The sequence below is a fragment of the Vallicoccus soli genome, from assembly GCF_003594885.1.
GTDB lineage: Bacteria > Actinomycetota > Actinomycetes > Motilibacterales > Motilibacteraceae > Vallicoccus > Vallicoccus soli.
Genome location: NZ_QZEZ01000001.1, coordinates 509,534 through 522,075, shown reverse-complemented (window position 1 = coordinate 522,075; position 12,542 = coordinate 509,534). Strand labels below are relative to the sequence as shown.

Below are 12,542 nucleotides of genomic sequence, written 5' to 3'. Positions count from 1 at the left end.
GTCGTCGCGGCCGCTGCGCGTGTCCGTGACAGTGAAGCACAGCGGGGTGCCCGCGACCGGGCTTCGACGGAACGCTCGGCGGACCGTGCGCAGCCGCGTGCGCAGCGCGACCGGATTGCCCTGCAGGGGTGCGGATCTGGCCGAACCGCTGGCCCCGGCGGCCCCGTCCCGCCATGGTTGCCTGCGGGTCCCGGCGAGCGCCGGGCCGGCCTCGAGGGGGGGACGTGGCGGAGCCGCGCACGACAGCAGCAGGCAGCCCGCGCGTGAGCGTGGGCGTCCCGGTCTACAACGGCGAGGAGTTCCTGGCCGAGGCCCTCGAGGGGGTGCTGCGCCAGGACTTCCGCGACCTCGAGGTCGTCATCAGCGACAACGGCTCCACGGACGGCACGCAGGGCATCTGCGAGCGCTACGCGGCGCAGGACGAGCGGGTGCGCTACCTCCGCAGCGACGTGAACCGCGGCCTCGCCTGGAACTTCAACACGGTCTTCCACGAGGGCCGCGGCGAGTTCTTCATGTGGAACGCCGCGGACGACGTGCGCCTGCCCGGCATGGTCGGCGCCTGCGTCGCGGCGCTGGACGCCGACCCGGGCCTCGTCCTCGCCCACACCCGCACGACGTACGTCGACGAGCGCAGCAGGCCGTTCAAGGTCTGGCCGCGCACCGACCGCGCGACCCAGGCCAATCCCTCGGAGCGCTTCGGCGACGTCGTCCTGCACGAGGCGGAGTGCTTCCCCGCGCACGGGGTCATCCGGCGCTCCGCGCTGCTCGGCACCGCCCTGCACGGCGGCTACCCCAACAGCGACAACCCGCTGCTGGCCGAGCTGGCGCTGCGCGGGCGCTTCCTCGAGCTCGACGAGGAGCTGTTCCACCGCCGCGACCACCCGGGCCGCAGCATGCGCGCGTTCACCACGACGCGGGCGCGCAACGCGTTCTTCGACCCCCGCCGCTCGGGCAAGGTCACGCTCCCGCGCTGGCGCGTCGGCGCCGAGTACGCCCGCGGCGTGCACCGCGCCCCCCTGCCCCAGGCGGAGAAGGCGCGCTGCTACGCGTACCTCGGGCCCTGGGCCGTGAAGTGGCGCGGCACCCTCGCGCGCAACCTCGGCTCCGCGGCGTCGCAGGTCGTCGCGCAGAAGGTCACCCAGCGCAGGGGCGGGCGCGGTACGTTGACCGCATGAGCGACCCTCACGCTGCGGCAGGTTCGGCCGCGCTCCGGCGCCGCGCCGCGTACGAGGCCGCGAAGGCGCGCACGCGCCTGCGCCTGGCGCGCCGGCGCCGGGGGCGGCCCCAGCCGCTGCTCGTCCACCAGATGGGCAAGGTCGCCTCGTCCTCGGTGACGGCGTCGCTGCAGGAGGCGGGCCTGGACCCCGTCTACCAGGTCCACGCGGTCTCGCCGGCCGGCCTCGCGGCGCTCGAGGCGAGCTACGCGCGGCGCTGGGACCCCGGCCACCGCGGGGCGCAGCACCTCTGGCAGGGCCAGTGGGTCGCCGGGCGCCTGGCCCGCGAGCCCCAGCGGCGCTGGCAGGTGGTCACCGTCGTGCGCGACCCCGTCGCGCGCAACGTCTCGAGCTTCTTCCAGGTCGCCCGCTCGCGGTACGGCCTCGACCTCGGCGAGCTCGCGCGGGACCGCTCCGAGGACGAGGTCGTCGACGCCGTGCGCGCGCTCTTCCTCGAGCGCTTCGACGACCACGAGGGCCCCGTGCGCTGGGTGGACGCGGAGCTGGCGGTCCCGTTCGGCGTCGACCCCTGGAGCGCGCCGTTCCCCCGCGAGCGCGGCTGGGCGGTGCTGCGCGGCGAGCGGGCCGACGTGCTCGTGCTGCGCTACGAGGACCTCGGGCGCTGCTTCGGCGAGGCCGTCGAGGCCTTCCTCGGCCTGCCCGGCGTGCGGCTCGCGAGCCGCAACGTCAGCAGCGGCAAGGACTACGCCGACGCGTACCGCGCCGTGGAGCGCCGACTGACCCTCGACGGGGACTACCTCGACCGGATGTACGGCTCGCGCTACGCGCGGCACTTCTGGAGCGACGAGGAGCGCGCCGCCCACCGGGCGCGCTGGGTCGCGGGCACCCAGGGCACCTCGAGCACCTCGAGCACCCCGGACGCCGCAGGGGGCGGCGCCGCCGCGGCGGCCCGCCCCCTCGACCCCGACCGTGCGGTCGACCTCAGGCGTCCCACACCTTCCACGGCGCCTTCCCCGCGTCCCAGCGGGCGTTGAGGTCGGTCCAGTCGCGGAAGGTGTCCATGCCCGCCCAGAAGCCCTCGTGCGGGAACACCGAGAGCTGGCCGTCGCGGGCCACCTGCTGCAGCGGCGCCGCCTCGAGCATGAGGCCCGGGTCGTCCGAGACGTAGTCGTCGACGAACGAGCGCTGGAAGAGGAAGAACCCGCCGCTGACCCAGCCGGCGGCCGCGGGCTTCTCGTTGAACTCGACGACCCGCGAGGCCGCGTCGTCGACGCGGATCTCGCCGAAGCGGCTCGTGGGGTGCACGCCGGTCACCGTGGCGGCCCGCCCCAGCTCGACGTGGTGGCGCAGCTGCGCGGTGAGGTCCACGTCGCCGATGCCGTCGCCGTAGGTGAGGGCGAAGACGTCGCTCTTGAGGTACGGCGCCACGCGCCGGATCCGCGCACCGGTCCCGCTGAGCAGCCCGGTCTCGACGAACGTCACCTCCCAGTCCTCCTCGACGTCCGCGCCGGTGTGGAACACCGGGCGGTGGTCGCCGCCGAGGGTGAGCGTGAAGTCGCTCGTCTGCTCGCGCAGGTCGAGGAACCACCGCTTGATGAGGTCGCTCTTGTAGCCCAGCGCGAGCACGAAGCGCCGGTAGCCGTGGTGGCTGTACGTCTTCATGACGTGCCACAGGATCGGCTTGCCGCCGATGTCGACCAGCGGCTTGGGCAGCTTCTCGCTCGCCTCGCGCAGCCGGGTCCCCATGCCCCCGCACAGGATCACCACGGGGATGTCCTTCGGGTCGAGCAGCCGGTCGGCTGCGCCCGGGGTCGTCGTGGTGCCGTCCATCCGTGTGTCCCCCTCCGTCGTGAACGGCCTCAGGCTAGGTGCGCCCCGCGGGCGGCGTCAGGCGCTTGACCCACCTCGTGCCGCTCGTGCGGGGTCGCGCCGGTCACGTCGCCCGTCCGGCGGCGCCGGGATCGCCCGGAACCGCCCCGCCGCGCGCGGCCCTGCCGCTAGCCTCGTGCACGCCCAGGGGGGACGGGACGGGTCTGCCGTTGACCCGGTCGCCCGGGGGCGAGGGGATGGGGCAGATGAAGATCCTGGTCACGGGGACCGAGGGCTACCTCGGCTGCCTGCTGGCGCCGACGCTCATGGCCGAGGGGCACGACGTGCTCGGCGTGGACACGGGCTACTACAAGAACGGGTGGCTCTACGACGGGGTCCCCGCGACGCCGCGCACGCTGGCCAAGGACATCCGCCGGATCGGCCCGGAGGACCTCGAGGGCGTCGACGCCGTGGTCCACATGGCGGAGCTGTCGAACGACCCGCTGGGCGACCTCATCGGCGAGGTCACCTACGACATCAACCACGCCGGCTCGGTGCGCCTGGCCCAGCTGGCCAAGGACGCGGGCGTGCAGCGCTTCGTCTACATGTCCTCCTGCAGCGTGTACGGCGTCGCCGACGGCGAGGTGGACGAGACCTCGCCCACGAATCCCCAGACGGCCTACGCCTACTGCAAGCAGTACGTCGAGCGCGACGTCTCGGCGCTGGCCGACGACTCCTTCTCGCCGACGTTCCTGCGCAACGCCACCGCCTTCGGCGCCTCGCCGCGCATGCGGTTCGACATCGTGCTCAACAACCTCTCGGGCCTGGCCTGGACGACGGGGCGCATCGCCATGACGAGCGACGGCACCCCGTGGCGCCCGCTCGTGCACGGCCTCGACATCGCGAAGGCGATCCGCTGCGTCCTCGCCGCGGACCGCGACGTGGTGCACGGCGAGGTCTTCAACGTCGGCAGCAACGAGCAGAACTACCAGGTCAAGGAGATCGCCGAGACCGTCGCCGAGGTGTTCACCGGCTGCGAGCTCTCCTTCGGCGAGGCCGGAGCGGACAACCGCAGCTACAAGGTGAGCTTCGACAAGATCCACAAGGTGCTGCCCGGGTTCTCCTGCGAGTGGGACGCCCTCTCCGGCGCCCGCCAGCTGCGCGCCGTCTTCGAGCGCATCGGCATGGACGCGGAGACCTTCACCGGCCGCGGCCACACGCGCCTGAAGCAGCTCGAGCACCTCATGCGCACGCGCCAGCTCGACGACCAGCTCTACTGGACGGCCCCGTGATCATCACCCCCACCGAGCTCCCCGGCGCCGCCGTCGTCGAGCTCGAGCTGCGCGAGGACGAGCGCGGCTTCTTCGCCCGCACCTTCTGCCGCAGCGAGTTCGAGGCCGCGGGCCTCGAGCCGCTGGTGGAGCAGTGCAACCTGTCCTACAACCACCGCGCGGGCACCCTGCGCGGCATGCACTACCAGGTCGAGCCGGCGCCCGAGGCCAAGCTCGTGCGGTGCACGCGCGGCGCGATCGTCGACGTCATCGTCGACATGCGCCCGGAGTCCCCCACGTACCTGCGCCACGTCGCGGTCGAGCTGACGGCCGACAACCGCAGGGCGCTGTACGTGCCGCCGCTGTTCGCGCACGGCTACCTCACCCTGGTGGACGGCGCCGAGGTCGTGTACCAGGTGAGCGCCGCCTACACGCCCGGCACCGAGCGCGGCCTGCGCCACGACGACCCGGCCCTGGGCATCGACTGGCCGGTCCCGGTGAGCGTCGTCTCCGAGAAGGACCGCTCCTGGGCGCTGCTCGGCGAGACCGCGGCCGCTCCCGCGGGGGGCGCGGCGTGATCCTCGTCGACGAGGCCCTGCGGCGCCGGGTCGCGGAGGGCCGGCCGCTGCGCGTGGGCATGGTCGGGGCCGGCTTCATGGGCCGGGGCCTGGCCAACCAGATCGTGAACAGCGTCCCCGGGATGACGCTGTCCGCCGTGGCGAACCGGCACCGGGACAAGGCCGAGCGGGCGTACGCCGAGGCCGGCGTCGACGGCGTCGTGGTCGCCGACGACGCGGCGGGGGTGCAGCGCGCGATCGAGCGCGGCACGCCCGTCGTCACCGAGGACCCGATGGCCCTCGTCGGGGCCGGGCTCGTCGACTGCCTCGTCGACGTCACCGGCGCGGTCGAGTACGGCGCCCGCCTCTCGGTCGCCGCCATCGACGCCGGCAAGCCGCTGGTGACCCTCAACGCCGAGCTCGACGGGACGGTCGGCCCCGTGCTCGCCGAGCGGGCCCGCAAGGCCGGGGTCGTGTTCACCGGCAGCGACGGCGACCAGCCGGGCGTGCAGATGAACCTGCTGCGCTTCGTGCAGGGCATCGGCTGCACCCCCCTCGTCGCCGGCAACATCAAGGGGCTGCAGGACCCGTACCGCACCCCGACGACGCAGAAGGGCTTCGCCGAGCGGTGGGGCCAGGACCCGTGGATGGTCACCAGCTTCGCCGACGGCACGAAGATCTCCTTCGAGCAGGCGATCGTGGCCAACGCCGCGGGCTTCACGGTGCCGAAGCGCGGGATGAACGGCTGGGACCACGACGGGCACGTCGACGAGCTGGTCGACCGCTACGACGTGGACGAGCTGCGCGCGCTCGGCGGCGTCGTGGACTACGTCGTGGGCAGCAAGCCCTCTCCCGGCGTCTTCGTCCTGGCCACGCACGACGATCCGAAGCAGCGGCACTACCTCGAGCTCTACAAGCTCGGCAAGGGCCCGCTCTACTCGTTCTACACGCCCTACCACCTCTGCCACTTCGAGGTGCCGAACAGCATCGTGCGCGCGGTGGACTTCGGCGACACGGTCCTCGCGGCTCCCGGCGCTGCGCGCGTCGAGGTGGTCACCACGGCCAAGACCGACCTCGCGGCCGGCACGGTGCTCGACGCGCTCGGCGGCTACCACAGCTACGGGCAGGCCGAGACGGCCGCGGCGACGCGCGAGGGCGGTCTGCTCCCCCTCGGGCTCGCCGAGGGCTGCCGGCTGCTGCGCGACGTGGGCAAGGACGAGGTCCTCACCTACGCCGACGTGGCGGTGCCCGAGGGCCGCCTCGTCGACCGGCTGCGCGAGGAGCAGGCCGGGCTCGGCTGAGCCGCCCCACGGTCCCGACGCCGCCGCCCTCCCGGGCACCAGCGGTCCCCGGCGCACCGTCCGCCGCCGCATCCCGCGGGTGGCGGACGGTGCGCGGGGCCCGGGGCCTCAGCCCCGCGGCGGCGCCGGCATCACCCGCGCCGGCGCGGAGAACACCGTCGCCCCCGCCGGCACGCTGCGCGAGACCAGCGAGAGCGGCCCGATCTTCACGTCGTCCCCGATCGTGATCGGCCCGATGATCACCGAGTGCGGCCCGACCTCGACCCGGCGGCCGAGCCGCGGCACCGCACCGGCCGGGGCGCCGTCCCGGGCGTAGCCGATGCTCACCCCCTGGCGCAGCAGGCAGCCGTCCCCGATCTCCGAGCCCGCCGGCACCATGAGGGCCTGGTGGTGCCCGATCTTCACCTGCCGCCCGATGCGCGCCCGGTCCGAGATCTCCGTGCCGTAGAGCGTGCGCACCACCCAGCGGTCCACGAGCTTGTAGAGCGCCGAGACCGGCTTGCGCACCAGCGCGGGCTGGGAGCGGCGCCAGTGCCCCACCCGGTACACCGCCAGCACGTGCAGCCCCGGGTGCGAGAGCCGCCCGTGCGTGCGCAGGTCCTCGCGCAGCAGCACCCGCAGCGGCGCCGTGGACACCGCACCCTGCGCGGCCGCCCCCTGCTCGGCCTCCCCCGGCGCACCCTCGGCGGGCGCGCCCGACGACCCGCGGCCCTCGGTGAGCGCGGTCACGCGAGCGCCCCCCGCTCGGTGAGGAACCGCTGCAGCGCGCCCACGTCCTGGAACGCGGTGAGCTGCGCGCTGGTGAAGCTCACCCCGAACTCGCCCTCCACGCTCACCATGAGGTTGATGTGCGCCAGGCTGTCCCAGCCCTCCACGTCGCGCGCCGTCGTCCCCTCGCTCAGCTCGAGCCCCTGGTCGCCCAGCACGTCCCGGAACACCTGCTGCAGCCGCTCGTCGATCATCCGTGCGCCCCCTCGCGTCCCCCGGCCCCGGCCCGCACGGGCCGGCGCCGCTCGTCCTGCACCTCGATGAACCCTCGTCCCGCCCGCGCCCCCGCCACCCGCAGGACCCAGCGGGCCGTACCGTCCTGCGCCGGCCCGCCCGGACCCGGTCCCGGCGCCCCGGCCCCCGCGCGGGAGAAGCCGAGCCGCTCGTACAGCCCCGCCACGAGGCCGTTCCGCCGGGAGGGGACGTACGAGCCCACGACCTCGTCGCAGCCCCGCTCCCCGGCGGCCGCCAGCACCAGCCCGAGCATCTCGTCCTCGAGCGTGCGGCCGATGACCCGGCAGCTCATGAGCCAGGTGTCCACGTGCAGCGCGCCGCCGCGCTGCTCGAGCAGCAGCACCCCGACGACGCCGTGGTCGGTGAAGCGGTCGCTGAGCCGGACCGCCAGGACCTCCCACGCCGGGTCCCCGGCCAGCGCCCGCAGCTCGGCGAGCCCGCGGCGGCGGCCGGTCAGGTTGAACTGGTTGGTCTTGCCGACGAGCTGCGCCACCCGCGGCAGCACGAGGTCGTCGACCTCGACGACCCGCGCGGCCATGACGAGGCTGCGGTAGAAGTCGTCGAGGCTGCTCGCGCTCTCCTGCAGGGCGGCGACCTCGGCGCGGGCCCGGTACTGCTCGGTGCGGCGGCGGTCGTCCTGGGTGAGCGCCGGCGCCTCGAACCACGGGTAGTCCGCGAGCGCGCGCACGTAGTCGGCCGGGTCGGGCGGCAGGCAGACCACGTCGACCTCGGGGACGAGCTGGCGCACGGCCTCGCGCTCGACCGGGTTGTCGTCGACCAGGACGAGCGCGTCGAGCCCGAGCCCGAGGACCTGCGCGATGCGCCGCAGCTGCGCGGGCTTGTCGTCCCAGCCGGCGGAGAGCACGGCGATGCGCTCGAGCGTGAGGCGCATGCCCGGGTGCACCCGGAACGCCTCGCGCACGAGCTCCTCGTCGTTCTTCGAGCACACCGCGAGCACCACGCCGCGCGCCTCCAGCGCCAGGGCGTACTCCTGGAACGCGGCGAACGCCTCGCCCGCCGGCCCGTCGCCGAGCGCGATGCCGCCCAGCCCGTCCTCGCCGAGGACGCCGCCCCAGACGGTGCCGTCGAGGTCGAGGACGAGGCACTTGCGGCCCCGGCCCAGCTCGGCCGCGACGACCGCCGCGACGTGCCGGGCGAGCAGCGGCACGACCGACAGGCCGACCGCCTGCTTGGCCACGTGCCACAGCCGGGCGTCGGACCAGCGGTCCGCCCCCACCCGCGCCGCCAGCCGGCCGCAGTCCACCAGGGCCACGCCGGCCTGCGCCGCGGCGTCGGCCAGGCGCAGGTCGAGCAGCAGGCGCATCCGGTAGCGGCTCCCCGCCACCCGCAGCCCCAGGTGCCCGAGGGCCTGGTCCACCGGCACCGGGACGGTCAGCTGGACCACCCGCGCCCCCGTCGCGGCCCGCACGCGGTGCCACAGCCGGCTCCAGCGCTCCACCTCCGCGTCGACGGCCGCGACCGGCTCGTCGCTGTGCTCCGGCAGGTGCAGCTGGGTCTCGTCCGGGACGACCACGACGACGTCGGGGCCGAAGCGGTGCAGCCCGCTCGTCGGGTCGAGCACCTCCTGCTGGTACTGCCCGTAGCCCGACTCGTAGACCTCCGCCGCCACCCCCGCGCGCGCCAGCGCCAGCGGCAGCAGCGCGGCGAGCTGGCTCGTCGTCGAGCTGCCGAGCACCGCCACCCGCGCGGAGCGCGGCAGCGGACCCACCTCCGGCAGCACGCGCGCCAGCACCGCCGAGGCGGCCGTCCAGCTCGCGAGGTCCTCCCCCGCGTCCACGACCGCGGCGCACCAGCGCAGCGCCCCCGCCGCGTCGCCGGCGTCGGCGTGCAGGCGGGCCAGGCGCAAGCACAGCCGCGCCGGCGGCTGCTCCTGGCCCCGCGCCTCGTCCAGCGCCAGGTCCAGCGCCCGCGCCACCCCGTCGTCGAGCGCCGCCCGGGCGCTCCTCGCCCCGTCGTCCCCCATGGGCCCCCCTCGGATCCGTCCGTGGCGGCGCCCCCGGCACCGCCCTGCCCACGCCACACCCTAACGTCGCGGGAGGGTTGGCGGGGCCGGTCGACGGGGCCGTACCGGTGACTGCGTCGTGCGCCACCGAGCAGCGGCCGAGAAGCGCGACGCCCCGCGCACAGGTGTGCACGGGGCGTCGGTTGAGGCGGGGCGGAGCGGCCTCAGTAGGCGCCGGAGCCGCGGACGACGGCGCGCCCGGTCTTCCAGAGGATGAGCACGTCGAGCGCGAGGGACCAGTTGTCGACGTAGCGCAGGTCGAGCCGCAGGGACTCCTCCCACGACAGGTCCGAGCGCCCGGACACCTGCCACAGGCCCGTGAGCCCGGGGCGCACGAGGAGCCGGCGGTGCGCCTCCTCCGGGTACTGCGCGACCTCCTCCGGCAGCGGCGGGCGCGGCCCGACGAGCGCCATGTGCCCCAGGAGCACGTTGAGCAGCTGGGGCAGCTCGTCGAGGGAGTAGCGCCGCAGGAAGCGCCCGGCCCGGGTGACCCGCGGGTCGTTGCGCATCTTGAACAGCACGTCGTTGCCCTCGTTGCGGGCGAGCAGCGCCGCGCGCCGGGCGTCGGCGTCGCGGTACATCGTGCGGAACTTGTACATCGTGAACTCGCGACCGCCGACGCCCACGCGGCGCTGGCGGTAGACGGCCGGGCCCGGGCTCGTCAGCGCCACCACCACGGCCACGGCCAGCAGCAGCGGCGACAGCAGCAGCAGGGCCGCGGCGGCGAGGCCGCGGTCGAGCGCGGACTTGGCGATGCGCCGGCCGCCGGAGAGCCGCGGGTGCTCGACGTGCAGCAGGCTCAGCCCGGCCGCCGGGCGGATCGACAGGCGCGGCCCGGCGACCTCGACCAGGCCCGGCGCGACGATGAGCGAGGTGCCGCTCGACTCCAGCTTCCAGCTGAGGCGGCGCAGCTCCTCGCCGGCCAGCTCCGGGCTCGACACGACGGCGACGGTGTCGGCGCCGCACAGGCGCACGGTGCGCAGCACGTTGTCGAAGCCCCCGACGGCGGGGATGCCGCGGCTCAGGAGCACGTCGACCTGCCCGCTCTGCGGCAGGCAGGCGCCGACGACCTGCAGCCCGTGCGACGGCTCGAGGGCCAGCTGGTCCACGAGGCGCACGACGTCCGCGGCGTGGCCGGCGGCGACGACGCGCTGCATGCCGCGGCCCGCGCGGCGGGCCCGGTGCAGCCGCAGGCGCAGCGCGTAGCGCGCGGCGAGGCCCAGCACGAGGGCCGTGGGCAGCGCCAGGCCGAGGAAGCCGCGGGCGACCTCGGTCTTCGTGGCGTAGGCCAGCACCGCGACCACGGCGCCGAGGTGCACCGCGCTGCTCAGCAGGCGGCGGAACTCCTCCGGCCCGGAGCCGAGGAAGCGGTGCTCGTAGAGCCGGTGGACCCCCAGGGTCGCCACCCAGAGGAACGGCGTCGCGGCGACCGCCACGACGTACGGCGCGATCGCGTCGTCGCCGAAGCGCACGAGCAGCGCGACGAGGCCGGCCGTCAGGCCGACGAGCAGGTCCACGACGACGGCGGTGCGGACGTAGGCCACCTGCCAGGGCGGCCGCTGCGGCAGCTCCACGGTCAGGTCGCCCGGGCCCCGGTGGCGCTGGAACCCGGTCGAGCGCAGCACGGCGTCGACGATCGTCATGTCCCCCCCTGGAACAGCACTCACGGTGCGCGTCGGGCGGGGGTCCCTCCCCGGACCGGTGCCCGACGGCCCCGCCATCCTAGGGGCGGGCCCGCGACGGTGACAGGGGGTTGCGCCACATCACCCGTACGCCACTCCCTCATCACGCTCCGTGCCGACGACCGGCGCCGGCGCCCCTCAGGAGTTGAAGGCGGCCTGCGTCCGCTCCAGCCCGTCCACGCAGAGTGACTCCACCGCGTCCGCGGCGGTCTCCACCACGAGGTCCAGCTCCTTGCGCTCGGCGCCGGAGAAGTCGCGCAGGACGTAGGTGGCGGGGTCCATGCGCCCCGGGGGCCGGCCGATGCCGACCCGCACGCGCAGGAAGTCGCCCGTGCCGAGCGACCGGCGCAGCGACTTCAGCCCGTTGTGGCCGTTGTCCCCGCCGCCGAGCTTGCAGCGCAGCGACCCGAAGGGCAGGTCCAGCTCGTCGTGCACGACGACCAGCCGCTCCGGGGGCACGTCGTAGTAGTCGCGCAGCGCAGCGCCGGGCCCGCCCGACTCGTTCATGTACGACCGCGGCCTCGCCAGGACGACGGGGACGCCCCCGGGGCCGCCGAGGCGCCCCTCCGCGACGTCCGAGCGGGTGCGGCGCGACGGCGACAGCCGCCCGACGCCGCGCGCGGCCAGCGCGTCGACGACGAGGTGCCCCACGTTGTGGCGGGTGCCGGCGTACTCCGGGCCGGGGTTGCCCAGCCCGATGACGACCCACCTGTCCTGCGCCACGTCCTCGTCCTCCTCGCCCTGCTCGCCCCGCGCGCCGGGCCCGCCGCCGGGTGCGCCGCGCGCCCGGCCCCCCGCGGGGACCGGGCGCGCGGCCTGCTGCTGCTGGTGGTGCGGGGGCTCAGCCCTGGGCGTCGCCGGACTGCTCCGCGCCCTCGGGGGCGCCGACCTCGCCCGCGTCGGCGTCCTTCTCCTCGTGGACGATGCCGGCGCCGGCCTCGGCCTCGGCGAGCTCGGCGTCGACCTGCTCGGCGGTCGGGGCCGCCGCCACGAGCACGACGACCGCCTCCGGGTCGCCGGCGAGCGTGGTGCCCTCCGGGAGCGCGACCTGGCCGGCGAGGACCTGGGTGCCCGCGGCGAGGCCGTCCACGCTGACCGGGAACGACTCCGGCAGGTGCGTGGCCTCGGCCTCGACCTGCAGCGTGGCGCTCTCGACGGTGACGAGCGTGCCGGACTCGGCCTCGCCGCCGACCTCCACGGGGACGTCGACGACGACCTTCTCGCCGCGGCGGACGAGGACCAGGTCGACGTGCTCGAGGAAGCCCTTGACGGGGTCGCGCTGGACGTCCTTGGGCAGGGCCAGCTCGGTCGAGCCCTCGAGGTCGACGGAGAGCAGGACGTTGGGGGTCTTCAGGGCGAGCATGAGCTCGTGCCCCGGCAGCGCGATGTGGCGCGGCTCGGTGCCGTGGCCGTAGAGCACGGCGGGCACCTTCGCGTCCCGGCGGATGCGCCGGGCGGCGCCCTTGCCGAACTCGGTGCGGGGCTCGGCGGCGATGCGGACCTCGGACACGGTGACTCCTGGGGTGACGAACGGGCAGTGCGGCGGCGGTCGGCGGCGCGCGGGGCGCGTCGGGGGCCCGGCAGGGGCCCGCGCAGCGACCACCGCGTCGATCACGGAGGCCGTCACGGTGTCGTGGCGGCGTCCCTCGCCGAGGCAACCGCGTCAGTCTAGCCGAGGCCCGCGGGCGTCCTCGCCGCCCCCGGGGCCGGGCGCCCCTGCCC

At 75.5% G+C, this 12,542-nt stretch carries 12 protein-coding genes; 5 read left to right on the top strand and 7 right to left on the bottom strand.

Annotation, left to right across the window (positions count from 1 at the left end; translation table 11 throughout):
• Window positions 1-263 precede the first annotated feature (263 nt).
• Both D5H78_RS02560 and D5H78_RS02555 read left to right on the top strand, forming a co-directional pair.
• Window positions 264-1,175 carry a glycosyltransferase family 2 protein gene (locus D5H78_RS02560; protein ID WP_165865565.1) on the top strand — a complete coding sequence of 304 codons (912 nt, stop codon included), beginning with the start codon at window positions 264-266 and terminating at the stop codon, window positions 1,173-1,175.
• Window positions 1,172-2,209: a putative capsular polysaccharide synthesis family protein gene (locus D5H78_RS02555; RefSeq protein WP_119948797.1), complete on the top strand. Its 1,038-nt coding sequence runs from the start codon at window positions 1,172-1,174 to the stop codon at window positions 2,207-2,209. Before D5H78_RS02560 ends, D5H78_RS02555 begins: the two co-directional genes overlap by 4 nt.
• On the opposite strand, the gene D5H78_RS02550 is transcribed toward D5H78_RS02555, so the two are convergent.
• Window positions 2,157-3,005: a glucose-1-phosphate cytidylyltransferase gene (locus tag D5H78_RS02550; RefSeq protein ID WP_119948796.1), complete on the bottom strand. Its 849-nt coding sequence runs from the start codon at window positions 3,003-3,005 to the stop codon at window positions 2,157-2,159. The two genes, D5H78_RS02555 and D5H78_RS02550, sit on opposite strands and share 53 nt — an antisense overlap.
• A gap of 245 nt (window positions 3,006-3,250) precedes the next feature.
• Here D5H78_RS02550 and D5H78_RS02545 point away from each other — a divergent pair, with 245 nt between their 5' ends.
• The 3 genes from D5H78_RS02545 to D5H78_RS02535 are packed head-to-tail and all read left to right on the top strand — an operon-like array spanning window position 3,251 to window position 6,113.
• Window positions 3,251-4,276: an NAD-dependent epimerase/dehydratase family protein gene (locus D5H78_RS02545; protein ID WP_119948795.1), complete on the top strand. Its 1,026-nt coding sequence runs from the start codon at window positions 3,251-3,253 to the stop codon at window positions 4,274-4,276.
• The gene (gene rfbC, locus D5H78_RS02540) at window positions 4,273-4,833 is read left to right on the top strand and encodes a dTDP-4-dehydrorhamnose 3,5-epimerase (RefSeq protein ID WP_119948794.1); all 561 of its coding nucleotides are present in this window, start codon (window positions 4,273-4,275) and stop codon (window positions 4,831-4,833) included. Before D5H78_RS02545 ends, rfbC begins: the two co-directional genes overlap by 4 nt.
• On the top strand, window positions 4,830-6,113 hold the full coding sequence (locus D5H78_RS02535; protein ID WP_119948793.1) for an NAD(P)H-dependent oxidoreductase: 1,284 nt from the start codon (window positions 4,830-4,832) through the stop codon (window positions 6,111-6,113). Before rfbC ends, D5H78_RS02535 begins: the two co-directional genes overlap by 4 nt.
• A 108-nt stretch (window positions 6,114-6,221) precedes the next feature.
• On the opposite strand, the gene D5H78_RS02530 is transcribed toward D5H78_RS02535, so the two are convergent.
• From D5H78_RS02530 to D5H78_RS02505, 6 genes are all read right to left on the bottom strand, one after another.
• Entirely contained in the window at window positions 6,222-6,842 is a 621-nt protein-coding gene (locus D5H78_RS02530) for a serine O-acetyltransferase (protein ID WP_119948792.1), read from the bottom strand.
• Window positions 6,839-7,075 (bottom strand): acyl carrier protein, encoded by a 237-nt coding sequence (locus D5H78_RS02525; RefSeq protein ID WP_119948791.1) that lies wholly within the window; start codon window positions 7,073-7,075, stop codon window positions 6,839-6,841. Before D5H78_RS02525 ends, D5H78_RS02530 begins: the two co-directional genes overlap by 4 nt.
• Window positions 7,072-9,099 carry an HAD-IIIC family phosphatase gene (locus tag D5H78_RS02520; protein ID WP_119948790.1) on the bottom strand — a complete coding sequence of 676 codons (2,028 nt, stop codon included), beginning with the start codon at window positions 9,097-9,099 and terminating at the stop codon, window positions 7,072-7,074. Before D5H78_RS02520 ends, D5H78_RS02525 begins: the two co-directional genes overlap by 4 nt.
• Window positions 9,100-9,302: 203 nt before the next feature.
• Window positions 9,303-10,781, bottom strand: coding sequence for a sugar transferase (locus D5H78_RS02515; protein WP_119948789.1), 1,479 nt, complete (start codon window positions 10,779-10,781; stop codon window positions 9,303-9,305).
• Between the two features lie 177 nt (window positions 10,782-10,958).
• Window positions 10,959-11,543: an aminoacyl-tRNA hydrolase gene (gene pth, locus D5H78_RS02510; RefSeq protein ID WP_119948788.1), complete on the bottom strand. Its 585-nt coding sequence runs from the start codon at window positions 11,541-11,543 to the stop codon at window positions 10,959-10,961.
• A 118-nt stretch (window positions 11,544-11,661) separates the two neighbouring features.
• The gene (locus D5H78_RS02505) at window positions 11,662-12,330 is read right to left on the bottom strand and encodes a 50S ribosomal protein L25/general stress protein Ctc (RefSeq protein WP_119948787.1); all 669 of its coding nucleotides are present in this window, start codon (window positions 12,328-12,330) and stop codon (window positions 11,662-11,664) included.
• Window positions 12,331-12,542: the final 212 nt, after the last annotated feature.